At 34.8% G+C, this 25196-nt stretch carries 24 protein-coding genes and 1 other annotated feature; all 24 genes read right to left on the bottom strand.

What is annotated here, in order from left to right; all coding sequences use genetic code 11:
* Window positions 1-57: 57 nt before the first annotated feature.
* The gene (locus SLH52_RS07395) at window positions 58-360 is read right to left on the bottom strand and encodes a molecular chaperone DnaK (protein WP_320208630.1); all 303 of its coding nucleotides are present in this window, start codon (window positions 358-360) and stop codon (window positions 58-60) included.
* A 146-nt stretch (window positions 361-506) separates the two neighbouring features.
* Window positions 507-3275 (bottom strand): isoleucine--tRNA ligase, encoded by a 2769-nt coding sequence (gene ileS / locus SLH52_RS07390; RefSeq protein WP_320208629.1) that lies wholly within the window; start codon window positions 3273-3275, stop codon window positions 507-509.
* Between the two features lie 378 nt (window positions 3276-3653).
* Window positions 3654-3895: a binding site (T-box leader), on the bottom strand.
* A 66-nt stretch (window positions 3896-3961) separates the two neighbouring features.
* Entirely contained in the window at window positions 3962-4453 is a 492-nt protein-coding gene (locus SLH52_RS07385; protein WP_320208628.1) for a DivIVA domain-containing protein, read from the bottom strand.
* 120 nt (window positions 4454-4573) lie between these two features.
* Entirely contained in the window at window positions 4574-5347 is a 774-nt protein-coding gene (locus SLH52_RS07380; protein ID WP_320208627.1) for an RNA-binding protein, read from the bottom strand.
* 71 nt (window positions 5348-5418) lie between these two features.
* On the bottom strand, window positions 5419-5685 hold the full coding sequence (locus tag SLH52_RS07375) for a YggT family protein (protein ID WP_320208626.1): 267 nt from the start codon (window positions 5683-5685) through the stop codon (window positions 5419-5421).
* A 6-nt stretch (window positions 5686-5691) separates the two neighbouring features.
* Window positions 5692-6138, bottom strand: coding sequence for a cell division protein SepF (locus SLH52_RS07370; RefSeq protein ID WP_320208625.1), 447 nt, complete (start codon window positions 6136-6138; stop codon window positions 5692-5694).
* Between the two features lie 120 nt (window positions 6139-6258).
* Entirely contained in the window at window positions 6259-6936 is a 678-nt protein-coding gene (locus SLH52_RS07365) for a YggS family pyridoxal phosphate-dependent enzyme (RefSeq protein WP_320208624.1), read from the bottom strand.
* A 7-nt stretch (window positions 6937-6943) separates the two neighbouring features.
* Window positions 6944-7768, bottom strand: coding sequence for a peptidoglycan editing factor PgeF (gene pgeF, locus SLH52_RS07360; RefSeq protein ID WP_320208623.1), 825 nt, complete (start codon window positions 7766-7768; stop codon window positions 6944-6946).
* Window positions 7769-7872: 104 nt separating this feature from the next.
* Window positions 7873-8133 carry a YlmC/YmxH family sporulation protein gene (locus tag SLH52_RS07355; RefSeq protein WP_320208622.1) on the bottom strand — a complete coding sequence of 87 codons (261 nt, stop codon included), beginning with the start codon at window positions 8131-8133 and terminating at the stop codon, window positions 7873-7875.
* Window positions 8134-9156: 1023 nt separating this feature from the next.
* Window positions 9157-9978, bottom strand: a complete 822-nt coding sequence (gene sigG, locus SLH52_RS07350; RefSeq protein ID WP_413785390.1) for an RNA polymerase sporulation sigma factor SigG — start codon at window positions 9976-9978, stop codon at window positions 9157-9159.
* Window positions 9979-10043: 65 nt separating this feature from the next.
* Window positions 10044-10754, bottom strand: a complete 711-nt coding sequence (gene sigE / locus SLH52_RS07345) for an RNA polymerase sporulation sigma factor SigE (protein WP_410629464.1) — start codon at window positions 10752-10754, stop codon at window positions 10044-10046.
* A gap of 55 nt (window positions 10755-10809) precedes the next feature.
* A complete protein-coding gene (spoIIGA, locus tag SLH52_RS07340) occupies window positions 10810-11733 on the bottom strand; it encodes a sigma-E processing peptidase SpoIIGA (protein ID WP_320208620.1) in 924 nt (307 codons plus the stop codon).
* A gap of 402 nt (window positions 11734-12135) precedes the next feature.
* On the bottom strand, window positions 12136-13263 hold the full coding sequence (ftsZ, locus tag SLH52_RS07335) for a cell division protein FtsZ (RefSeq protein WP_320208619.1): 1128 nt from the start codon (window positions 13261-13263) through the stop codon (window positions 12136-12138).
* A gap of 46 nt (window positions 13264-13309) precedes the next feature.
* Window positions 13310-14596, bottom strand: coding sequence for a cell division protein FtsA (gene ftsA / locus SLH52_RS07330; RefSeq protein ID WP_320208618.1), 1287 nt, complete (start codon window positions 14594-14596; stop codon window positions 13310-13312).
* Window positions 14597-15018: 422 nt separating this feature from the next.
* Window positions 15019-15381: a small basic family protein gene (locus tag SLH52_RS07325; protein ID WP_320208617.1), complete on the bottom strand. Its 363-nt coding sequence runs from the start codon at window positions 15379-15381 to the stop codon at window positions 15019-15021.
* A gap of 1 nt (window position 15382) precedes the next feature.
* Entirely contained in the window at window positions 15383-16105 is a 723-nt protein-coding gene (locus SLH52_RS07320) for a DUF881 domain-containing protein (protein ID WP_320208616.1), read from the bottom strand.
* Between the two features lie 114 nt (window positions 16106-16219).
* Window positions 16220-16924 carry a DUF881 domain-containing protein gene (locus SLH52_RS07315; RefSeq protein WP_320208615.1) on the bottom strand — a complete coding sequence of 235 codons (705 nt, stop codon included), beginning with the start codon at window positions 16922-16924 and terminating at the stop codon, window positions 16220-16222.
* On the bottom strand, window positions 16908-17690 hold the full coding sequence (locus tag SLH52_RS07310; RefSeq protein ID WP_320208614.1) for a cell division protein FtsQ/DivIB: 783 nt from the start codon (window positions 17688-17690) through the stop codon (window positions 16908-16910). Before SLH52_RS07310 ends, SLH52_RS07315 begins: the two co-directional genes overlap by 17 nt.
* Before the next feature lie 335 nt (window positions 17691-18025).
* Window positions 18026-18934: a UDP-N-acetylmuramate dehydrogenase gene (murB, locus tag SLH52_RS07305; protein ID WP_320208613.1), complete on the bottom strand. Its 909-nt coding sequence runs from the start codon at window positions 18932-18934 to the stop codon at window positions 18026-18028.
* A 683-nt stretch (window positions 18935-19617) separates the two neighbouring features.
* Complete coding sequence (gene spoVE, locus SLH52_RS07300; protein ID WP_320208612.1) at window positions 19618-20718, bottom strand: stage V sporulation protein E; 1101 nt, start codon at window positions 20716-20718, stop codon at window positions 19618-19620.
* 41 nt (window positions 20719-20759) lie between these two features.
* Window positions 20760-22112, bottom strand: a complete 1353-nt coding sequence (gene murD / locus SLH52_RS07295; protein ID WP_320208611.1) for a UDP-N-acetylmuramoyl-L-alanine--D-glutamate ligase — start codon at window positions 22110-22112, stop codon at window positions 20760-20762.
* Window positions 22113-23087, bottom strand: a complete 975-nt coding sequence (mraY, locus tag SLH52_RS07290) for a phospho-N-acetylmuramoyl-pentapeptide-transferase (protein WP_320208610.1) — start codon at window positions 23085-23087, stop codon at window positions 22113-22115.
* On the bottom strand, window positions 23080-23505 hold the full coding sequence (locus SLH52_RS07285) for a hypothetical protein (RefSeq protein WP_320208609.1): 426 nt from the start codon (window positions 23503-23505) through the stop codon (window positions 23080-23082). Before SLH52_RS07285 ends, mraY begins: the two co-directional genes overlap by 8 nt.
* Before the next feature lie 2 nt (window positions 23506-23507).
* Entirely contained in the window at window positions 23508-24971 is a 1464-nt protein-coding gene (locus tag SLH52_RS07280; RefSeq protein WP_320208608.1) for a UDP-N-acetylmuramoyl-L-alanyl-D-glutamate--2,6-diaminopimelate ligase, read from the bottom strand.
* Window positions 24972-25196 lie beyond the last annotated feature (225 nt).

The following is a 25196-nucleotide window of genomic DNA, read 5'->3' as shown; positions in this document are numbered from 1 at the left end:
GAATTCATAATAATATATTCACCAATAATGCTATTGTATAAATAATACGTTTATATTTTAATGTATATAATTGTTTGGATAATTTACTTCATCAATTGTTCTAACAGTCGGGAATATTCGCAGTTTGTCTAGGGGGATTCTTTTACCTGTTGATTCGCATAAGCCATAAACGCCTAAATCAATTTTCACTAATGCTCTATTTACATCTTCTAGGTCTTCTTTGACATAATGAATAATCTCCATATGTTTCTCATCATTTAATGTACATTCGTCATCTTTATCTACTTGCCCTAACCGTGTTTCTAGTTCCAACTTTGCAAGCTCTAATTCTGCTTTTATCTCTGCTGTTTGTTCATACATACATAAACCTCCTAAGATACGAAGCAGTTGTTTGATGACAATAGTATATGCTTATTTACAACATATCCTGTAAACTACATTTTTCCATTACATAAACGTAAAACAAAGAAAACCTTAGCAGAAAACACACTGCTAAGGTTGTTCATTTATTCAGTATAATGTTCCTTAACTACCGTAGCACACCTTGAGCATATCGTTGGATGATCTTTATCCTCACCTACTGTTTGAGAAACAACCCAACAACGTTCACACGTCTCTCCCTCAGCTGGTGATACAACAATTGCAGTCTGATCAAATTTTTGTGCATTCGCTGGTGCATCTTCTAGCATTCCTGCAATGTCAAATCCTGAAACGATAAACAGTTGCTTCACATCTTCTTCAATGGCATTTAAGAGATGTTTAGTATCATCAGTAGTATATAATGCAATATGAGCATTTAATGATTTACCTATCACTTTTTCATTCCGAGCCACTTCTAATGCCTTTAACACATCGTCACGAAGAGACATAAATGCATCCCATTTCTCTTCAATTTGTTTAGCATTTTGTAATTCTGTTGCTTCAGGCATGTCGACTAACTGCACACTTTGCTCTGATACAGTATTAATATGTGACCATACCTCGTCTGCTGTATGAGGTAGTATAGGTGCTACAAGCTTCGTAAGTGCTAATAAAGACTCATACATGACTGTTTGAATTGCACGACGGTTCATATCATTTGGTGCATCAATGTATAAAATATCCTTAGCAAAATCTAAATAGAATGAACTTAAATCAATCGTACAAAAATTATGAACATCGTGGAAAATACTCGCAAATTCATATGTTTCATAAGATTTCTTTACTTTGTTAATGATTTTATTGAGTTTAATGAGCATATATCGATCAACTTCTCTTAAATCTTCATATGCCACTGTGTCTTTAGTTGGTTCAAAATCGAATAAATTCCCTAATAAGAAGCGGAATGTATTACGAATTTTGCGATATACTTCAGCTACTTGCTTTAATATAGCATCTGAGATTCGAACGTCTGATTGATAATCTACTGAAGCTACCCATAAGCGTAGAATATCGCCACCTAATTGTTTCATTACTTTTTCTGGAACGACGACATTCCCGATAGACTTACTCATCTTCCTACCTTCTCCATCAAGTACAAAGCCATGGCTCAATACACCTTTATATGGAGCATGTCCAGTAACCGCAACAGATGTAGATAAGGAAGAATTAAACCAACCACGATATTGGTCAGAACCTTCTAAATACAAATCTGCTGGACGTTGTAGATCGTCTCTTTCGAGGAGAACGGCTTGATGAGAAGATCCTGAATCAAACCATACATCCATTATGTCTTGTTCCTTTGTAAACTTTCCATTTGGACTAGAAGGATGTGAAAAGCCTTCTGGGAGCAAGCCTTTTGCATCTTGTTCAAACCAAATATTTGAGCCGTGCTCTCTAAATAGGTTCGATACATGATCAATCGTTTCATCTGTAATAATAGGCTCTCCATTCTCCCCGTAGAACACAGGAATAGGTACACCCCAGGCACGTTGTCTAGAAATACACCAATCCCCACGATCTCTCACCATGTTATGCAAGCGGGTTTCGCCCCATTCCGGCACCCATTTTGTTTCTTTTACTGAGTTAAGTAAATCTTCTCGTATTTTATCTATTGAAGCAAACCATTGTGCTGTTGCTCTAAATATTGTAGGCTTTTTTGTTCTCCAGTCATGTGGATATGAATGAGTGATAAAGGTAAGTTTGAGTAAAGCTCCAACTTCCTCTAATTTCTCAGTAATTGGCTTATTCGCTTGATCATAGAACAACCCTTCAAAGCCTGGTGCCTCAGTAGTCATATAACCCATTTCATTTACAGGGCAAAGTACGTCTAAACCGTATTTTTTTCCTACGATAAAGTCATCTTCCCCATGACCAGGTGCAGTATGAACACATCCAGTACCTGCATCTGTCGTTACATGATCTCCTAACATGACAAGACTATCACGCTCATAAAACGGATGTGCAGCAACGACATTCTCTAAAAGATGTCCTTTTATGGATTTTACTGTTGTCGTATTCTCCCAGCCAATTTCATTTTGTACAACTTCTAGTAAATCAGTTGCAATAACATATTTTTGTCCATCTGCTTGAACAATACTATAATCAAGATCAGGATGAACTGTAATTCCAAGATTTGCAGGAAGTGTCCAAGGTGTCGTTGTCCAAATAATTATTTTTTCATCCCCTTGGAGTACCCCTTTCCCATCTTTCACTTCAAATGCTACATAAATAGAAGGTGATCTTTTATCTTTATATTCAATCTCAGCTTCTGCAAGAGCTGATTCACTTGATGGTGACCAATTGACAGGCTTTAAGCCTTTATATATTAGACCCTTTTTAGCCATTTCGCCAAATACTTTAATTTGTTGTGCTTCATAAGCAGGCTCTAATGTAATATACGGATTTTCCCAATCTCCACGAACACCTAAGCGTTTAAATTGCTCGCGTTGATTATTGATTTGTTTATACGCATATTCTTCACAGAGCTTACGAAATTCAGCAACACTCATTTCCTTACGTTTTATTTTTTTATTTTTTGTTAGTGCTGTTTCTATAGGTAAACCATGAGTATCCCAACCTGGCACATATGGCGCATTATAACCGCTCATGGATTTATAGCGTACGATAAAATCTTTTAATATTTTGTTTAAAGCATGCCCCATATGAATATCACCATTTGCATATGGAGGGCCGTCATGTAATACAAATAATGGTCTATCTTTTGTTCGTTCTTGAACCATTTCATATATATGTTGCTCGTCCCATTGCTGTTGCATTTGTGGCTCTCGATTCGGAAGATTTCCACGCATTGGAAAGCTTGTTTTCGGCATAAGTAAGGTATCTTTATACTCCATTATCCATTCCTCCAAAACTAACATAAAATAATTATTAAAAAGCTGTTTTCCATATGTAACTGTTTTTCGCTATAAAAGCATACAACTAGCATTCGTGGTGAAACCTTGTCTTCTTTAGTATGCACAATACGTTACATAGATGGCTTTTTTATAAGAAGCTGTTTCCACATTAATTGTTGCTTTTCGTAATAAGAGCTATACATGAATATAACTAACGTTATGGATACCTTTTCTTTTCTTTTCTTCAAACAATAAAAATCATATCATCCACATTAGTTAATCAAATTTAAGTAACAAAAAGCAACAAAGTGTACGAAAAAAGCCTTATCATAACACCAAGTAGCGATAAGAACCTAAAAAAAGACCTTCTCATCCCTAAATAGGGACGAGAAGGTCTCCCGCGGTACCACCCTTGTAGACTGTTACTTGTTATAATACAAAAAACAATTAGTCCGCTTTCTATTCGTAACGTGAATAAACGCCATTGCTTACTTTATAATTTCAGCTAGGAACTCAAGGGTGATGTTCATTCCTTTTGTTTATATCGAGCTTCCACCGTCCTCGATTCGCTTTTTATAATAAACTCGTTAAAGAATTACTGTCCCTATCATCGTCTACATTTAAAGTTATGACACATATTTAGAAATTATATGCTATCGTGCTTCAGTTAGTCAAGTCTAGTTTTCCTATTTCACAACTGATTGTGGATCTTCTTCATACTCCATTAAACTATCCCAATCGTTATGTTGAAGCATATCAAGTTGAGCTTCTATAAGCATTTTAAAACGATTTCTAAATACTTTTGATTGCTTCTTCAATTCCTCTATTTCCAAGGTAATCTTACGAGATTTAGAAAGTGATTCATTAATTATTCTGTCAGCATTCTTTTCAGCTTCTTTAATAATTAACTTTGCTTCCTTTTCAGCATTTCTTTTAACTTCCTCTGCTGTCTCTTGAGCAATAACGATTGATTTATTGAGTGTTTCTTCAATACTTGTAAAATGGTTTATTCTCTCAGTTAAATCTGTAACCTTGTCTTCTAACTCTTTTTTTTGTCTAATTACAATTTCATAATCTTTAATAACCTGATCTAAAAATTCATTTACTTCATCTTCATCATAACCTCGGAATCCTTTACTAAATTCCTTATTATGAATATCTAATGGTGTTAAAGGCACATGTGCCACCTCCACAAAATCGTATGTATGTTTTATGACGAAAAACTTTTGTTATACACTACGTAAATGTTTTTTTAAGTTATTCGACATATTATTAATAATTCCTGCTCTTATCCCAATTTATTTTTGTATTCCCACGACAATTCGCCATTTTTCTTTTTTTGTCTTACCTTCTATTGACAAAAGTTTCCCTCTACCAACTCCACGTACAGAGATGATATCCCCTTCTTTACATTCAAATGAAGTTTGCTCGATCGTTTTCCAATTCATGCGAACAAGTCCATTTTTAATAAGCTGTTGAGCTCTTTGTCTAGAAATTGAGAATATTGTTGCTATCATAATATCTAGACGAAGTGAGGATGCAGTCGTTACATTTTCTCTCCACAATTCCTTACGGTTTACTATGCTTGATAAATTAATCCTTTTAACTGAGACTTTACTCTTACCAACTGATTGGAGATTCACTTGTATATAGTTTTCGACCTCTTCTGCGACGACGAATTGAACAATACGATCCTGTATAATTACATCACCAAATTTAGCTCTTCTCATCCCTAGCCCCATTAACGAACCTAACATTTGCGGATGTTCAATCGTTACAAATTTTTCAGGGTATCCAAGTTCAAAAACAGCAAGCTTGAAGTCATCATCACTAGGAACATAATAATCAGGATAGATAAGCGCCCTCTTTCTTTCGGTCCACTCAGCACCACCAAATAATTCCACGTGAACATCTTGATTCTCGCCTACAATAGATTTAGTTATTTCTTGTTCTCTAGGGTCTAAAAAATCAGTAAGTTTATAGCTATACGTATTTTGAACTGTATTCTTCCAATCTATCACCTGGTCTATAAAATTGTGCTCCTCTTTGCGAAAATGTTGGTAAATATTCATGTGCAATTCAGTCCTTATCTTGCGTAAGAAAAAGGAATCTAAGAAAGATTCCTTACATCTATACTGCTATATTAAAGTAAAAAAGAGCTAAACAAATACTGTAAACCAAAACTTGCATACCGCAATACAAGAATTGCAACGATTGGTGATATATCAATCATACCAAGAGGTGGAATTATTTTTCTAAATGGTTCCAAGTAAGGTTCGCAAATAGAAGTTAAAACTTGACCGATACTTGTTTCTCTTGCGTTTGGAAACCAAGACATTAATATGTAAATAAAAAGAGCATAAAAATATATATCTACTGCAAATAAAATAATACTAAGTAATAGTTCCATATAAGTTTACCACCTCTGTCCTATAGAGTCTTCATCAATTGACAACTCAGAAATTGTTCCCGAAACATCAACATTATCAGGCGTACATAGAAAAATATTAGATCCTACCTTTTGTATATCCCCACCGAGAGCATACACTGTCCCACTCAAAAAATCAACAATTCTTTTTGCTTGGTCATGTTGGTTTCGTTGTAAATTTACTACAACAGAACGTCTATTTTTTAATTGATCAGCTATATCTTGAACTTCACTATACGCTCTTGGTTCAATTAATACGACTTTAGAAGATTTTTGTACGCTCTGTAAACTCACAATATTTTGTTTCTGATTAGCCGCTTTTGGCTGTTTTGATACGTCTATTTCATCATCATGCTCATATTCTTCTTGCTCATCAACATAATCATATTCATCTTCAAGTGCAAAAAAGTTCTTAAACTTTGACATCATGCTCATATTGACACTCCCCTCTCATCTTAGTAAATAGCCTTTCAGACGATAATCCATATAAGCTTTCATAATCGAACCTTTTGCTAAATACAAAAGTACCCTTCAATGCGCTAACAATCTTCTTAACTACTGCTCATTGCCAACTAAAGAAGAACCTATACGTAAATATGTTGCCCCTTCTTCGATCGCAATTTCGTAATCATTTGACATACCCATTGATAGATCTTTACAAGGTGCATATGCTAAAGATAATGCTTGTACTTGTTGCTGAAGTTCTTTTAATTTCTGAAAGCACGATCGAATGATTGAAACGTCATCGGTATGTGGTGCCATTGTCATCAGCCCAACGATGAAAACATTTGAAAAACCTTTTAGCTGGTCAATAAATGGTATTACTTCTTCCGGAGACATACCATGTTTCGAGCCCTCACCTGAAGTGTTCACCTGGATGAAACATTTAATTTGCTTCGTAGCACGCTTTTGAATTTCTTCAGCTAACGATAGTCGGTCTAAAGAATGAATGTAGTCAACCTTATTAATAATATTCTTTACCTTTCTCGTTTGTAATGTCCCAATAAAATGCCAGGTAACCTTTGCTCCAATTTGTTCCCATTTATCGTTGAAACCTTGATCTCGGTTCTCACCAAATTGAGTAATCCCTGCTTGTATGGCTTCTTCTACCCGTTCAACAGTTACATATTTTGTCACAGCTATGATATTTATATCTTTCCTGTCACGCTTAACTTTTGCACACACTTCGTTTATTTTTTCTTCAATAATAGCTAAATTTACCTCAACAGACAATCTGACATTATACCTCCTTCATACCAATAAAGCTCATCATTCTACCAGTCTTACCATTGTCACGTCTGTAAGAGTAAAATAACCCTTCTTGACAACTCGTACAATAATTTGAAACTTCAATATTGTCAACTAGTATGCCAGCTTCAACCAATAATTGTTGGTTTAATTGTTTTAAATCTAAACTATATTCTCCATTACCAATAAAAGTATATGGAAGGAGATCATGGTTTTGTAAGATAGTATCTACTTGTTTAATTACACGTTCATCCACATTATAGCAGCAACTTCCTATTGATGGTCCAATAGCAACATATATGTCATTTCTTTTAACTTGTTCATTTTCAGTCCATTGCTGTACCATCTTCCCAACAATATTTTTCACTGAACCTTTCCATCCTGCATGGGCCACGCCTATTATTTCCTTATTCTTAGCCCGAAAATATATAGGGACACAATCTGCATAGCATAATGTTAACAATATACCGGCATCAGTAGTGTATAAGCCGTCTGTACCATCTATAGATGTAGAATAGGAGTAGATGCCTTTCCCTATATCCTTCTTTGTTACTTTAGTTATCGTATGATCATGAATTTGCTCAGCACATACCCAGTTTTCAATAGGAAAATTAATTAACTTTGCTACCGCCTCTCTATTTTTCACCACCGTATCAGGTTTATCATTAACATGTAAACCTGTATTTAACGTCTCATACGGAAATTTACTATATCCACCATTTTTCGTTGTAAACCCAGCTACGACTTTAGAATTAAAAACATGCCAAGGTAAATAAAGAATTTCTTCATGTTCAATTTGTTGAAAAGGTTCGTACATAACAGTCAGTCCTCACTATGAGCCTCATTACTTTTGTTTATTTTAACACAAATTGTAGTATTTCGTTAGATTTGTTTTCACAACGTTTTACATATTTTGTATTATTACTCCTCTATTAGCTTAGCTTCGTGTGATTGATATCTAACTAAAATAACATCCTTACCAACTTTCACAATATTTACCCACGGTATTACTACTTCTTCTTCTCGTCCAAAAAACCCTAAAACTTTGCCATTAGCAAAAATAACAATTGATTCTATTTCTCCTGTACTCAAATTTATATCTATATCACCAATATGGCCTAAATTTGTACCATCAGCTACATTAACTACACTTTTTGCTTGAAATTCAGAGATTTTTACCATAAAAAACTCTCCCCTGTCCTCGTATTCTGGCATTCCACAAAAATTAACGTCCCTTATAGTCAATATATGTGTAAGCTACTCTAGTTCATGAGCAATTTTTTGTTGAACAATTAGAAGACATCAAAATGTGGAATTTTTTTGTTAGACTCTTTTGTTGTTAGGGATTGTTCTCCAATAATAGCGATTTATATAAGAAAGATGCTGCTACTACCGCTCGTAAAATATGTGTATATCGTCATGGAAAAACAACGTTTAATGAGTAATCAACATATCGTAATGAAAGTTACAGAGATAAATCGTTATTGCTAAGGCTTTTTTCGTTAACTTTGTTACTATTACCATTAATAATGGACCGTATATTGTGTTTTTTCTGAGCTTAATCATTATAAAAGGAGAAAAAATGCCACGAACGTTTGATATATACGTGTTCAGTTCCTATTTCGAAAAGCAACATTCGTTGCGAAGACAGCCTTTACTAAGGCTTTTTTCGTTAACTTTGTTACTATTACCATTAATAATGGACAGTATGTTGTATTTCTTGTGAGCTTAATCATTATGAAAGGAGAAAAAATGCCACGAACGTTTGAGGTTTACGTATTTGGCTCCTTTTACGATAAGCAACATTCGTTGCGAAGACAGCCTTTACTAAGGCTTTTTTCGTTAACTTTGTTACTATTACCATTAATAATGGACAGTATGTTGTATTTCTTGTGAGCTTAATCATTATGAAAGGAGAAAAAATGCCACGAACGTTTGAGGTTTACGTATTTGGCTCCTTTTACGATAAGCAACATTCGTTGCGAAGACAGCCTTTACTAAGGCTTTTTTCGTTAACTTTGTTACTATTACCATTAATAATGGACAGTATGTTGTATTTCTTGTGAGCTTAATCATTATGAAAGGAGAAAAAATGCCACGAACGTTTGAGGTTTACGTATTTGGCTCCTTTTACGATAAGCAACAATCATTGCGATACAGCCCTACATAAAAAAGAGCTGTCCATTATTGAACAGCTCTTCGACATCAGCTTTGAATATTCTTATTCATTTGCTTTATTGCTGCTTTTTCTAATCTTGACACTTGTGCTTGAGAAATTCCTATTTCTTCAGCAACTTCCATTTGGGTTTTACCTTGAAAAAAACGTTTCCTTAAAATGAGCTTTTCTCGATCATTTAATCTTCGCATACCTTCCTTTAAAGCTATTTCTTCAATCCATTGCGAATCTTTATTTTTTTCATCACTTAGCTGATCCATTACAAAAATTGGATCCCCTCCATCATTATAAATCGGTTCAAATAATGATACTGGGTCTTGTATTGCATCAAGAGCAAACACTATTTCCTCATATGGAACTTCTAACACTTTGGATATTTCCTCTGCTGTAGGTTCTTTCGATGTCTTCCCCATTAATTCTTCCCTTACTTGTAAAGCTTTATATGCAATATCGCGTAATGAACGTGAAACTCTAATTGGATTATTATCACGTAAATATCTCCGAATTTCACCTATGATCATCGGCACAGCATATGTGGAAAATTTAACGTTTTGACCTAAATCAAAGTTGTCGATGGACTTCATTAAACCGATGCAACCAACCTGGAACAGGTCGTCTACATACTCTCCTCTATTGTTGAATCTTTGAATAACACTTAATACAAGTCGCAAGTTCCCATTAACTAATTTTTCACGAGCTTGTATGTCCCCGCTTTGCATTAAACGGAATAGTTCTCTCATCTCTACATTTTTTAGTACTGGAAGCTTTGACGTATCAACGCCACAAATTTCAACTTTATTTCTAGTCAATTCTTTCCCCCCTAACAGGAGTAGATGTCCTAAGTTAAGTATCTCCTTAGGAGGGAAAAATATGCACAACGTTCATATTGAAGAAAAAAAGTAATGATCAAAAATGGTTAAACCATTTTATTAAACTCTTTTCTAAGCCTCTTTATAATTCTTTTCTCTAGTCGAGAAATATATGATTGAGAAATACCTAACATATCAGCAACATCCTTTTGTGTTTTTTCTTCACCACCTATAAGTCCGAACCTAAGCTCCATAATTTGTTTTTCACGATCATTCAACTGATGTAAAGCTTTTAGCAATAATTTTCGGTCTACATTTGCCTCCAAATTTTTCGTGATGACATCGTCTTCAGTTCCTAAAACATCTGATAGCAACAGTTCATTTCCGTCCCAGTCAATATTGAGAGGTTCGTCAAATGATACTTCAGAACGTATTTTATTATTTCTTCTTAAATACATTAAAATTTCATTTTCAATACATCTTGATGCGTATGTAGCTAGCTTAATTTTTTTCTCTGGATTAAAAGTATTTACAGCTTTAATTAAACCTATCGTACCAATACTAATTAAATCCTCGATATTAATTCCTGTATTTTCGAATTTTCTAGCAATGTAAACGACTAAACGAAGGTTTCTTTCGATTAGAATAGATCTAGCAGCTTTATCACCTTTCGTGAGTTTTTGCAATAAGAGCCCTTCTTCTTCTTTTGATAAAGGAGGTGGCAAAGCCTCACTTCCACCTATATAATAAATTTCATCAGTTTTGATACCTAGTTTCATTAATAATTTGTACCAATAATATGTAAAACGAACTGTCATATTTCTCAAAATTGTTCCTCCTTCAATTTTTACAGAGATATAGATCCAGGACATACTAGGCTGATTGTACTGAGGATGATTGAATCATCTTAGGGTGAACGATACACTGATACTCATCGTCACTTGAAAGTTTGACATGATTTAAGGCAATGAGCCCTTTATTCACATCTAGCCAATTATTTTCATATCGAAGTGAAATGTTATCTGGTTTGATTGCTAATAGTATTTGATGATCTTGTCCTACACCTCTATATGGAATTAGTCGAAGTCGTTTTTCCCATTGAGGATCATCAACAGTCATCTCATTCATTAACATATCAACGTTTTTTGATAGTTCAATAATTCCTGCAGGCACATGTTCAACTAAACATGTACTATCGATAATCATTACTGGTGACCGAGAAATTGGATCGTATAGCTGATTACCACTATCAATCAATCCCTTAATGGTTATTTTGATATTGGTAATAACTATAGTAACATCAATAATTTCCTCGTATTTCATCTTATTACTTTTAATTCCATCTATCTGCGACCTTGAAAAATACCATAGAGATGGAAACGCAATTATTACAAATAACCAACTAACTGGATCACCGTATCCAGTTGACGTCGTAAGAAAGATACCATTATTTATGTTAACTTCTTTTTGTAATAAATAATGGAAAGCAATAATACCACCTCCGACTACAAACGTTGCGAAATAAAAAGTGCAAAGGTTCTTGATAAAATAAGAAAAACGCTTGTATCCAAAAGCAGCCCAAATGATAATCAGTGAAAATAAAAATTTGATTAATGGATTGGATACGATGGAAGCTAGTGGAGAAACTATTAATAGAACGAGAGATGAGCCTATTAACGAGCCAACCACAAGTCTCCAAAACTTAATTCTTCTCTTTAGAATTACTGCAGTTAACAGCAGTAATGATCCATCAAATAACAAATTAAGAAACCATATAATGTCAATATAAATAGACACTCAAGTTCCCCTTCCTTGTAGCTCCTTTGTTAGTATATTTATTTGAAACTAGTATATATATAATGTGTTGTGATGTCTGTCAATCTTTGTAGGAATTAATGAGGAATTTTTTGTTGGATTTAAGCTTATATTGTCAAACAACTATGAATCCAGCAGCAATCACTTTTTTATATGAGGTAATTTTCTTAAACTTTGTTGCAATCCTATTTAAATAGCACATCTATTTAGATTTTTCACACTATCATTACCATTATAAATAAGAAAAAATACATTGCACGATAGTAAACTCGTTTACATCTTGTGCTAATAACAACAATTCAAGTGAAAATAGTCTAATATAAAAAAGCACGAATCAATAAATACGATCCATGCTCTCTCTTAGAAGTTTTTAATATGAAATTATTAACGTCTGCGGTTTCGATTACGTAAAAATGTAGGGATGTCTAATGTATCCTCAGTCTGCTGAGGATTAAAGTTCGATACACTTTCACTTTCCTTTTCACGGCTAGTTGCTGCAGTTGCTTTTTGCGTATTCGCACCTACTGATTGACGAATTTGTCTACCTTGAGGAATTTCAGTTTCGTTAAATCCTGTCGCAATCACCGTTACTACTATTTCGTCTTTTAAGCTCTCATTGATTACTGAGCCAAAAATCATATTCACTTCTTGATCTGATGCAGAAGCTACAATATCGGCCGCTTCTTGTACTTCGTACAAGCTTAAGTTCATGCCACCAGTTATATTCATTAGGACTCCTTGAGCACCGTCAATAGGAATTTCAAGTAATGGACTTGAAATAGCCTTTTTTGCAGCTTCCGCAGCACGGTTTTCACCTGTTGCAATACCGATACCCATTAATGCTGAGCCTCTGTTTGACATTATTGTCTTAACATCAGCAAAATCAAGGTTTATTAAACCTGGCGTTGCGATCAAATCTGAAATACCTTGTACACCTTGACGTAATACATTGTCAGCCTCACGGAATGCTTCTAACATTGGTGTATTTTTATCAACGATTTCTAATAATCTATCATTCGGGATAACAATCAAAGTATCTACAGAATCTTTCATTGCTGCAATACCGCCACCAGCTTGAGTAGATCTCTTTCTACCCTCAAATGTAAAAGGACGTGTTACAACTCCTACAGTCAATGCACCTAAATCTTTCGCAATTTGGGCTATTACAGGTGCTGCACCAGTCCCTGTACCTCCACCCATTCCTGCTGTAACAAAAACCATATCTGCTCCGTTTAACACTTCTTCTAGCTGTTCTTTACTTTCTTCAGCTGCTTTTTTTCCTACTTCAGGATTAGCACCAGCTCCAAGACCTCGAGTTAACTTTGCCCCGATTTGCATTTTAATCTCTGCTTTTGAAAGATTTAGCGCTTGTGCATCAGTATTTACAGCTATAAATTCTACACCTTGTACTCCATGCTCAATCATTCGATTTACGGCGTTATTTCCTCCACCACCGACACCGATTACTTTTATTGTCGCTAATTGATCAAGATTTGTTTCAAAATCTAACATCACAAATCCTCCTAATTTATCGATTTACTAAGAAGTTTTCATCTTGTTATTCCCAAAATAACCCGAAAAATTTCTTGACTTTTTCACTCAGATTTTCTTCATTTTTTTGCTTAGATTTTTGCTTTAATTGTTGAGGTTTTTTTGCTACTCTTTTTTCTGATAGATCTATAGGGCCATTTTCCTCAACAATACTTTTGCCTTGAAGCTTGGCATTTCTATATGCAAATTGAATTAATCCTACTCCAGTAGTATATTGAGGTTCTCTTACACCAATGTAATCAGGAATTGCTACCCTCACGTTATTTGCTAAAATTTGTTGTGCTAATTCCAAAGATCCTGAAATATTAACAGCACCACCAGTAAGTACATAACCTCCAGGCAATTCACGAATTCCTAATTGTCTTACTTCATTTTTAATCATGTCAAACATTTCTTCAAATCTAGCTTCAATAATGTCTGAGATTATTAGTTGATTATATTGTTCTTCTTTATCGCTACCAATAATCGGAACATTAAATGTTTCTTCTTCTGAGGCTGTATCATAAAAAGCATGTCCATACTTTGTTTTTATCTTTTCAGCGTCTTCAGTAGAGGCTCTTAAACCAATAGAAAGATCTTTTGTTATATGATCCCCTCCTATCGGTAAAACCGTTGTAGCCTTTAAATGTCCATTTTCAAAAAACGCTATAGTTGTAGAACCGCCACCGATATCAACTAGAGCTACACCAAACTCCATTTCATCCCGAGATAAAGAGATCGAACCCGCAGCGAGTGGTTGTAAACAAATAGCCGTTATTTCTAAACCTGCACGCTCTACACACCTAAGTAAATTATGTAATATCGTTTTTGATCCAGTAATAATGGTTCCTTCCATTTCAAGGCGGACTCCTAACATTCCTCTCGGGTCGTTAATTTCATCAAGCCCATCGACGATAAATTGTTTTGGAATCACATCTATAATTTCTCTCTCTGGGGGGATTGATACAACTTGCGCTGCCTCTATGACTCTAGCTACATCTTGGTCATTAATTTCCCTATTTTCACTCGATACAGCTACAACACCATGTGCATCTTGGAGTTGCACACTATTAGCAGACACACCCACAACAACGCTTTGGATGGGAATACCAACCATTCTTTCGGCTTGTTCTATTGCCTTTTTAATAGAATGAACGGTTTCGTCTATATCAACAATTGAACCTTTTCTTAATCCATGTGAATTAACATTACCTACCCCAATAATATTTAAAGTATCATTTGCCATTTCACCTATGATCACTTTAACATTGGATGTACCGATGTCAAGACTAACAAAAACTTCATTGCTGTTCATTCTTTGGCACCTCCTTTTTCAATCATAAATAATAACTGTTCATGCTGAGCATATGTCCTTTATTAATCGATTCAATAAATGGTACATCAAACTTTACAAATCAATCTTCAAAGAAAGTTTAAAGGTCTGGGAAAATTGAACTTGAACAAGCAGTTCTGTGCACGTATGTAATTGACGTGGTAGACACCATAGTGGGCTTTTCTGTATCCTTACGTATATCTTTTATGTCGTCTACAAATGAAGCAAAGGTAATAAAGACTACTTGATACAAGGCAACAAAAACACCTTTCATGTACTTGAGTTTTACTCTAGCCTTCAATGCTTCACCGGCTTGTTCTTCTCAGTCCTTTTTATCCTCCCTATTGAACACATTCTTATATGGAAAATATTCAACAAATCCTATCTATTCCCTTTAATAAAAATTAATTTTTTTCAGTTTTTTTGTGAGTAATCTTCCATTTAGACAATAAAGTTCGTCTAATCACTGCAATATTTTGAAACAATCTTACCCCAAATGCAAATACTGCTGCTAAATACAAGTCTACACCAAGATGAACACCTAGAAAAGCCAAACTTGTAGCTAAAAGTATATTAAAGATAAAGCCAGACACAAAGACTTTCTCATCGTATACATTTTGTAAATGTGCCCGGATTCCTCCAAAGAGCGTATCTAATGCTGCAAGTATAGCAATTGATAAATAATTAGAATATTCATCTGGTATGCGTATATCTGTTAGCAAACCTAATATTATTCCAAGAATTAAGCCGATAAGTGGAAGCCACATACTATTTCTCCTCCTCTTCGGCATTTACAGGCTTCATATTTTTGATACGAGGTATTTCTGAAAAAGCCGGTACTTCAATCGATGCTATTGGATCGGAGATCACAACTTGTAAATTATCATAAACGAAAGCATCAATCATGCTAGAGACCTGTAATCTGTTATATAATTTTTCTGCTCCTTCTTCATTCTTAGCAATTACTTTAATTTCAAATGGAAATCTATTAAGAGGATATCCATCTATTTTTGTGATGCCGTTTATGTCTCTAATCACTGTAGTATTTATTACCCGTTGTTCAGCTATAGAAATATCTACTGCGTTATATTGATTTAATTCATTAATTAACCTTTTCAGTAGTTCTGGCGAAACTGTATGAACACGTTCACCTGGCATGATATCAGCGAAAAACGGCTTCACAGTTAAGATAACACCTGGTCCACTTACATCAGTTAAACCAGCCTTTAATTTTAGCTCGTCTAACGTTTCCTTAAGTACCGCATCATCTTGTCGTTCTGTTTTATATTTCTCCAATTTATCGTTATAATTTGAAATTTCTTGATGTAACTGAAATGTAAGCTCTTGTTCTTTCTTAATATCCTCACGAATTTCCCAAGTATCTCTCGTATCACGGACAACAGGCTTGTTAATACTTTGAAATTGAACTGCAATCATAAATCCAATAATTACTGTGATTATTGTTATTGAGATAACTTTTTTGCTGCCCAATGAAAATCACCTGACCTTAATAATTGCCTGTTTTCGCATCGTTGTTGCCTGCCTTGTTTTGGTATCATTTTATATAATGAACTACAAAGGATAAAAAATAGCCTAATAATCCAACTATTGTGTACTTACCCCTAAAAGGGGTTCAAACATGATGTTTTCTTTTTTGTCTATATTTACAAAAATATTATCACTCACTAATTGATCGTAAATACCACCAATAATATAAAGAGATTCATAAAGCGTGTTTGCTTCTCCAATAGCTGTAATGACAAATGGTTCAGCATGTTGATTACCATCAACTTCAATAACAGGTCCATTACATAATATGTACGAATTTCGAGAAATTCTTTGTCCGTTGATCGCAATTGCTGAAGCACCTGATATGAGTAATTCATTTATTACTTTAAATACATGCCCTTCATGAACTATGTAATTATTCACGTTCTCTTCATCAGGTACGTATTCTGCATCCGACAAAGTAACTTCAATACCTTCACCTTGCACATCGATTTCTCCAACAAACATTCTATACTTTTCTACATCTTCAACTAAATTAAAATAAATGCCTTCCTGTTTAGCTAATTCCTCTTCGTATTCTCTTACTTCATCTTGCTTTTCTTTAATTGTATTAAACAATTCTCGGTTTTTTTCCTCTAGTGCTATCAATTGTTCTCGATATCGAAAATCTCTCTCCCACTGCTTGTCCGTTATACGAGGAGTCCCATCGTTACTTGTGGTAACATGATAAGAAAATGCGATAAGAAAACCGATAACTAAAGAAACAAAGGATAAAATGACATGTTTACCCCTGATTTTCACTCTCCTGCTCCTCCTTATGCTGGTTGTAAGGTGAAAAGAAACTCCCAACTTCAATGTCAATAATCCCCTTCACTGAAGGATCAAGGTGATTTACAATTGACGGATAAAAAGCCATTTTTCTAGAGAAATTTGTTATTGTGCCACTTACCTCAAATCCGTCATTCATATAAAGGGTAATATGCAATGGGTCTGAAGGTGTTGGTGTATGATGAATTTCTGAAATTGAATTGCTCACTTCATCAGATAACTGAACTAATTCTTCTATCATCATGTCAACATCATCACTGCTCGACCAATTTACAAATACAGGAGCATCTGGGGATGAAACGGATTGTTTTTCATCAGTAAGGGATTTACCATTTTCTAGAATCGGATAAAAGCGACTTTCGTTTAACATGTAACCGATCCGCCTTGTCTCTGTGACTAATATAAGTACTTTGTTTGGGAATTGCTTTTGAACAGATACTTCTGCTATTTCTTCATGTGCAGAAATGGACTGTGTTATGCTGTTTTCATTGACGCTCCAAAAGCTATTTTTGGTCGAAACTCCACTCAAATCAATGATTTCTTCAGTTGAAACATGGTGATTCCCACTTACCGATATTGAAGAAACTTTACTTAAGGGGGACTGAAAATACACTATTGTAATGATCATAAGAAAAAAAAATAGAATATAATAAATAAGCCTTCTATTTACTTTTTGTTTTCGTTGCTGTTTTAGTTTGGGAACCCGATCTTCAAGTACAACAACTTTTTCTTTCCCCAAAAAAAGTCACCCCGATCTATATTTAAAGCTCATTTCATGTTATTACTCATGTTACTATGTAAAAACAGTAAATAGTGGTTTTATACAATTGCATCATTAAAGAAGAAAAGGCTAATTAAACTCTAGTTGTAGGCGTGCTAATTTCTTATGCCAAAAACAACGATTGAAGCGAAAGACAGCTATATGTTTGGAGAAATTTTCACACCGTTATTACCAACAGGGTTGAAAAAGAGAAACAAAACGGCATAGGTTATATATGCCGTTTAACATTTTCAATAGTTTGTATTGTTAATTATTATATCACAATATATACTTGAAATCAGAGAAAAAACATGCTACTTTTTTCCTATTATTTCAACCTCTGTCTTCATTTCAATATCGTAAAGATCGTATATTGTTCGTTTAACATGTTGTATTAAATTCAATACATCCTCTGCTTTTGCCTTACCAGTGTTAACGATAAAGTTAGCATGCTGTTCAGAGATTTGTGCACCACCCATTGCATACCCTTTTAATCCAGCAACTTCTATTAGTTGTCCTGCATAATTTGGTAGGGGGTTTCTAAAAACACTTCCACAGTTAGGGAAATGAAATGGTTGCGTATCACGTCGGTAATCTTTGTTTTTTTGCATCTCAGCGACAATAAGTTCACGGTCACCTGACTCAAAAGTGAACTGGGCTTCCACACAAATTCCCGGGCGCCTGCTTTGCAAAATAGAGGTTCGATATGAAAATTCCAACTCTTCACATGATAACCATTCAATCGTACCGTCTTCAAACAGTATGCGCGCTCTTTTAAGTATTTTCGAAATATCAGATCCGTGTGCACCAGCATTCATATAAACTGCACCACCAATTGAACCTGGTATACCTCCTGCAAACTCTAAACCTGAAAGACCCTTTTTGCTTATGATGGTAGCTAGTTTTATAATAGAATAACCCGCTCCAACAGTAACGTTTGTACCATCTATATCCAAATGATCAAGGCCTTCTCCAAGCTTAATTACTACTCCTTCGATTCCCAAATCTGACACCAATAAATTTGATCCTCGCCCAATTGCTCGCCATGTTACTCCATATTTATTTACTATTTCCATCGTTTTGTATAAAGCTGGTATGTCTTTTGGCTCGACAAATAAGTCTACTGGGCCCCCAATTTTTATTGTTGTATGATTAGCAAGCGGTTCATTTAACCGAACTTTTCCGACATTTTCATGAAGCAACTCCGCAGCTATTTTTTCCATCTTGGCAACCTCCTTCTGTACTGGTTATATCTATATTGAATAATACTACGAGCTTATAAACTAGATTGATATGATTATGTTATTTGGATATATTATAGAATTTCGTATATAGATCAATACAATTAGTCCCTTCTCTTGGCTGTTTTCTCATTAATTGTTGTTTTTCGTATTAAGAAATAAACACGTACACAACTAGAATTCGTGGCATCTTTTCTTCTATACAACGATGACTAACGGTATAAATTCATTTTTTATAGTACTAATTTGATAACAATAGCAACAAATACAAAAAGAGCCTTTCTCTAAAAGGTGATACTCACATCAAACTCAGCTTGCTCTTTTATTTAATTACAGCTGCAACAAAGTTTGTTATAAAAAGCCTATTATACTTTATTATACATTTTCGTAACACCATCTGAAACAACAAGTTTTCGTTAATTTATGAAACATAACGACCCCTATTACACTATTTTATAATAAGGCTGTTTTCGAATGAGTTAAGTACAAATTTAACTAAAGCTCGTGGCATCTTTTCTTCTCTAAAGACTATAAAAATCATATTTTAGCATCTGTTTCAAACGTAAGTGAAAAGAGCCTATAATAAAATACGAGAAACCCCGTTATATTAACAGGGTCTCTTGAAAAAAATTTATTGTTAAACGGCTACTCTTCGAACGTATACACTAATACCTTGAATGCTTACTCACATTAAGTAATACACCGATAGCCATTAGCATTAAAGTTAATGAAGAGCCACCGTAGCTTAAAAACGGCAATGTAATCCCAGTAACTGGCATTAGACCAGTTACAACACCAATATTAATAATAACTTGTATAGCTATCATGGAGATAATTCCTATCGCAAGGAAGCTACCAAATAAGTCAGGTGCACCAAGCGCTATTCTAATACCACGCCACAATAAGAGACTGAAAAGCAATATGACAAATGACGCTCCAATAAAACCAAGCTCTTCAGATATAATAGCGAAAATAAAATCCGTCTGTGGTTCAGGCAGATAAAAGAATTTTTGGCGACTTTGTCCTAAGCCTAAGCCAAATAACCCCCCTGGACCTATTGCATATAGTGACTGGATGATTTGGAAACCCGTACCTTGTGGGTCCTGCCATGGATCAATAAAAGAAGTAATTCTATTCATGCGATAAGGTGCTGATATAATCAGTCCAGCAAAACCTGCAATTCCTAACATGCCAAGCCAAACGAAATGACTAATCCGAGCTCCAGCTACATAAATGATAACGATACAAGTCCCTAACATAACAGTCCCTGTTCCTAAATCAGGCTGAAGCATAATTAAAGCAAAGGCACTAAAAACTAAGGTCAGTGATGGTAAAAGGCCTCTTTTGAAAGAAGTAATATCCTTCTGATTTTCGGAAAGAAATTTTGCTAGAAACGCAATCATTGCTAATTTAGTGAATTCAGAAGGTTGAATTGAAAATGCACCAACTCCAATCCAGCTTTGTGACCCATTTCTTTCAACGCCAATGCCAGGAATTAATACGACTATAAGTAGCAAAAAGCAGAAAATTAAAATGACCTTTGCCCAAGAACGCCATGTCCAATAGTCAATACTCATGAGGAAAAACATCGCTATCACACCTATGCCAGCAAATAATAGCTGCCGTTTGGCGAAAAAAAATGAGTCATTAAACTTGTATTCTGCCCAAATCGCACTGGCGCTGTATACCATGATTAGACCTACTGCTAATAATGACAAAGTTACAAGAATTAAAATAAAATCCGGAGTAGCTTTTTTGGGGGACAATAGAAACACCTCAACGTCCTAAATTAAGAGCGGCCAAGCCCTTAGTTAAGCATATGCACTGCGTCTATAAAAATGTCTCCTCTTTCCTCAAATGTTGTATATTGATCCCAACTTGCACATGCAGGAGATAATAGGATGATATCGCCTTTATCGGAGTTGTCATAGGCTACAGAAACAGCCTTGTCAACATTATCGACACGAACTATGTTTTTTATTCCTGCTTCCACTCCAGCTTCTTTTAATAACTCAGCTGTTTGGCCAAATGTCACAAGTGTTTTTACGTTTTGTAAATAAGGGACAAGGTCTTTAAAATGATTCCCTCGATCAAGTCCACCTGCTAATAAAATGATTGGTTCTGAAAAAGCATTAAGTGCCTTTTGTGTTGCTAAAATATTTGTTGCTTTTGAATCATTATAAAATTTACGACCATGATATGTTTTAACATACTGTAAGCGGTGTTTAACCCCTGAGAATCTTTTAATCACATCACCTATTGCATCATTTGTTATATTCAGAAGCTTACACACAGCAACAGCAGCTAAAATATTTTCCAAGCTATGTTCACCTGGAAGTACAATTTCATCAGCACTAATAATTTCTTCATCATTAAAGTAAATCGTATGATTGTTTACATACGCTCCAGTTCTTAAATTTTGCTTTGTAGAAAAAAATACTTTCTTAGCTTGAGCTGCTTTAGATAATTCTACAAGGATATTATCGTCAGCATTAAGAACAACAAAATCTTTTGGAGTTTGCTGTTGAAATATTTTTGCTTTCGCTTTAACATAAGCTTCCTTCGAACCATGATAATCAAGATGTGCATCAAAAATGTTTAATATTACTGATATTTTAGGACGAAACTGGTCAACCCCTTGCAATTGGAAGGAGGATAATTCAGTTACTATCATTTGCTCGTTTGTTGCTAATTGTGCAACATCGGAAGCAACAGTCCCAATATTTCCGGCAATGAGAGGGTTCTTCTGTGCTTGCTTCATGATGTCATAAATTAATGTTGTTGTCGTTGTTTTCCCGTTCGAACCTGTGATACCAATAAACTCTGCTTCTGAAATTGAATAAGCTAATTCAACTTCGGTAATGATTGGAATATCTTTTTTTAATGCTTCTACCACAATGGGATTTGTATAAGGAATCCCTGGATTTTTAACGATTAAATCAAAATTTTCTTCGAGCAAGTCTACTGGGTGACTTCCACAAATAATGTCCACACCTAAATTTATTAAATTTCTCGTGCTTTCATCTTCTTCGTAAGGCTTTTTATCGTTAATTGTTACTTCGGCACCTAGTTCTATTAATAGCTTAGCTGCAGATAAGCCACTTTTAGCTAAGCCCAAAACAAGTATTTTTTTATCGCGAAAACGTTCAGTATTCTTCAATTACAACCACACCTCAATATATAATCCAAGCATTGCAAATAATAAACCTACCGTCCAAAAAGTAACGACAACTCTCCATTCTGACCATCCTACTAACTCATAATGATGATGTAGAGGGCTCATTTTAAACACCCTTTTTCCAGTTGTTTTAAATGATATGACTTGGATGATGACAGAAAGTGTTTCAATGACAAAAACTCCACCAATAATTAGTAATATAATCTCAAGCTTTGTTAGAATGGCCACAGTTGCTAAAGCCCCTCCGAGGGCAAGCGAACCAGTATCCCCCATAAAAACTTTAGCTGGATGTGCATTAAACACTAAAAAGCCAAGTACCGCACCAACAACCGCAACAGCAAAAATGGCAATATCGTATTGCGTTTGATTCCAAGCTAATACAGCAAACGCTCCAAAGGCTACTGCAGCTGTACCTGAAACAAGCCCATCCAAACCGTCAGTTAAATTAACTGCGTTTGAAAAACCTACTAGCCAAAAAATAAGTAGGATAATATATGCCCAAGATAAATCGATAGAAACATCAAATCCAGGAATAGCAACTGTAGTAGAAATATTATTCTGCATTAATACTACATAAAAGATTATAGCAATAATAATTTGTCCTGCTAATTTTTGTTTAGACGTTAAACCTAGATTTCTTTTCATCACTACCTTAATAAAATCATCCAAAAACCCTAACAGACCATAACCTAATGTAACAAATAGTAACAAATATGTATTTACCGTTACCTCTGTATATTTTGATGTCATAATAATTACAGTAAGTATAATGGATAGCAAAATGACAATTCCACCCATCGTAGGTGTACCAGATTTCTTTTGATGCGATTTGGGTCCCTCATCACGAATGCTCTGTCCAAATTTAAGTCTACGTAAGAAGGGAATAAAAACTGGAGATAATAATACACTTATTAAAAATGCCATCAATATTGAAAATAGCACTACTTTTTCAAGCAAGATTATCCCCCCCTTTCATTAGTTTTAATATTTTTATATTCAACTCATTTTCCTCAATTGGAATATCACCCTTAAATACCGTTCGATCAGTTGTTCCTATATCTTCCAATTTCAATAAATTGTCATAAAAAACAAGTAATTTCTTTAAGGCTATATACGAATCATGAACAATAAAAACAGGAAAATGATTAGGTATATATTTTGGTAATTCCCGTTCTTCATTCCATAATGATCCAACTGCTCCATTTTCTATTGCTGTGAATAAATCTTTGTTATCATTACATTGACTATTGATTGGTACATATAACCCTTTATTCACTAATATGTTACAATCTGTAACGACATATTTGAAATGGATATCATCCTCAACACCCCTAGTATGCGGGTATAATTTTTTTAGATGATGGTATCGAAGCATAGTTATAGTCGCTCCTTTATAAGTTGGAGTACGATTTCACGATCATCAAAGTCAAGCCTCTGGTCGCCAATCTCTTGGTATGTCTCATGCCCTTTTCCAGCGATTAAAACAATATCATTTTTCTTTGCATGGCCAATCGCATAAGAAATTGCTTCCTTACGATCTATGATCGATGTATAGTCCTTTCCTTTTACTCCTTCTTCCATCTCCGCTAAGATTTTCTCAGGATCTTCTGAACGAGGGTTATCTGAAGTGAATATTGGCAAGTTACTATATTTTTCGGCTACCATAGCCATTAACGGACGTTTAGTTCGATCTCTATCTCCTCCACATCCTACTACAACGTATACATCGGAGCTAGCAAATTCATTGATCGTCTTTAACACATTTTCTAAGCTATCAGGTGTATGGGCATAATCAACAATCACTGTGTAGTCTTGCCCCCCATCAACCACTTCAAAACGACCACTTACTCCTTCTAAAGTTTCTATTGTACTAATAATTGAGGAGAGGGAGATTCCAGAAACAAAACAAGCTGCTGTTGCAGCCAACACATTGTATGCATTGAAAAGACCAATTAATTTCATTGATACTTTAAATGTTTCATAAGGGGTTATTAATTCAAATTTCGTCCCAGAAGGCGTCATTTTAATATGTTTTGCCATAAAATCACTTCGATTTTCCACCCCATAAGTAATCACTGTTGCAGCTGTGCTTCTTCTAAATTCATCACTTGCATGATCATCAGCATTTAATATTGCATATTTAGGATTACTGTGATTATAGCTATTACCTAACTGAGCAAATAATAACCCTTTAGTACGGCGATATTCAGCCATTGTATCGTGATAATCTAAATGATCTTGAGTTAAGTTCGTAAAAACTGCCACATCAAAATCACACCCAAAAGTTCTTCCTAAATCGAGGGCGTGTGAAGAGACCTCCATGATTGCAGTATCAACTTGATTATCAACCATTTCATTAAATGTTTTTTGAAGCGTTAATGCTTCTGGTGTTGTATTCTTTACGCCATAAGTTTGATTATTAATTTTTATAGTATTCGTCCCAATTAATCCAGTATTTTGTCCAGCATGTTGGAAAACTTCCTCAATAATATGGGTAGTTGTTGTTTTACCGTTCGTCCCCGTGACACCGATCAGCCTAAACCGTTTAGTTGGCTGGTCATAGAAAGCATCTGCAATAACTGATACTGCACGTGTCGTATCCTGTACAACGACTACTGGGACATCCACATCTAATGGTTTTTCAGCAATGACTGCTACGGCACCTTTATTGATCGCTTCTTGTGCAAAATCGTGTCCATCAACCGTATACCCTTTTATACAAATAAACAGACTTCCTTGCTTTACGTCACGTGAGTTAGTTTCTATTGAAGTAATAGTTGGATTTTCCGCAACCTTCCTTGGAAAATCATACAACAATGATTGCAAAGTTTGTAAGTCCATAAAACCAATTCCTCTCAGTATTATATCTATATAGATATGACTATCATCGTATTCAAAGTTATGTATATATGTATACTATATAATTTAAACACAAAAAAAATTATAAAACGAATTATCTTTTTCATCAATACTTGTTTCTAATGTAGCTTAGATCACCATAAACTCGATCACACTTATTTGAACAACCATTACAACTTGATGATTAATTACCCCACCTTTATAGGT

This window comes from Cytobacillus sp. IB215665 (assembly GCF_033963835.1).
In the GTDB taxonomy this organism is placed as follows: Bacteria; Bacillota; Bacilli; order Bacillales; family SM2101; genus Nanhaiella.
This window is presented reverse-complemented; position numbering and strand designations above follow the sequence as displayed.

What these genes read in the sequence shown, in the direction of transcription:
- sigE (WP_410629464.1), bottom strand. Translation starts at nt 10,754, where the DNA reads ATGACAGTTCGTTTTACATATTATTGGTACAAATTATTAATGAAACTA.
- SLH52_RS07380 (WP_320208627.1), bottom strand. Translation starts at nt 5,347, where the DNA reads ATGAATATTTACCAACATTTTCGCAAAGAGGAGCACAATTTTATAGAC.
- SLH52_RS07375 (WP_320208626.1), bottom strand. Translation starts at nt 5,685, where the DNA reads ATGGAACTATTACTTAGTATTATTTTATTTGCAGTAGATATATATTTT.
- SLH52_RS07395 (WP_320208630.1), bottom strand. Translation starts at nt 360, where the DNA reads ATGTATGAACAAACAGCAGAGATAAAAGCAGAATTAGAGCTTGCAAAG.
- pgeF (WP_320208623.1), bottom strand. Translation starts at nt 7,768, where the DNA reads ATGTACGAACCTTTTCAACAAATTGAACATGAAGAAATTCTTTATTTA.
- SLH52_RS07280 (WP_320208608.1), bottom strand. Translation starts at nt 24,971, where the DNA reads ATGGACTTACAAACTTTGCAATCATTGTTGTATGATTTTCCAAGGAAG.
- SLH52_RS07370 (WP_320208625.1), bottom strand. Translation starts at nt 6,138, where the DNA reads ATGAGCATGATGTCAAAGTTTAAGAACTTTTTTGCACTTGAAGATGAA.
- SLH52_RS07325 (WP_320208617.1), bottom strand. Translation starts at nt 15,381, where the DNA reads ATGTGGCTTCCACTTATCGGCTTAATTCTTGGAATAATATTAGGTTTG.
- ileS (WP_320208629.1), bottom strand. Translation starts at nt 3,275, where the DNA reads ATGGAGTATAAAGATACCTTACTTATGCCGAAAACAAGCTTTCCAATG.
- SLH52_RS07355 (WP_320208622.1), bottom strand. Translation starts at nt 8,133, where the DNA reads ATGGTAAAAATCTCTGAATTTCAAGCAAAAAGTGTAGTTAATGTAGCT.
- ftsA (WP_320208618.1), bottom strand. Translation starts at nt 14,596, where the DNA reads ATGAACAGCAATGAAGTTTTTGTTAGTCTTGACATCGGTACATCCAAT.
- ftsZ (WP_320208619.1), bottom strand. Translation starts at nt 13,263, where the DNA reads ATGTTAGATTTTGAAACAAATCTTGATCAATTAGCGACAATAAAAGTA.
- SLH52_RS07285 (WP_320208609.1), bottom strand. Translation starts at nt 23,505, where the DNA reads ATGCTTCGATACCATCATCTAAAAAAATTATACCCGCATACTAGGGGT.
- murB (WP_320208613.1), bottom strand. Translation starts at nt 18,934, where the DNA reads ATGGAAAAAATAGCTGCGGAGTTGCTTCATGAAAATGTCGGAAAAGTT.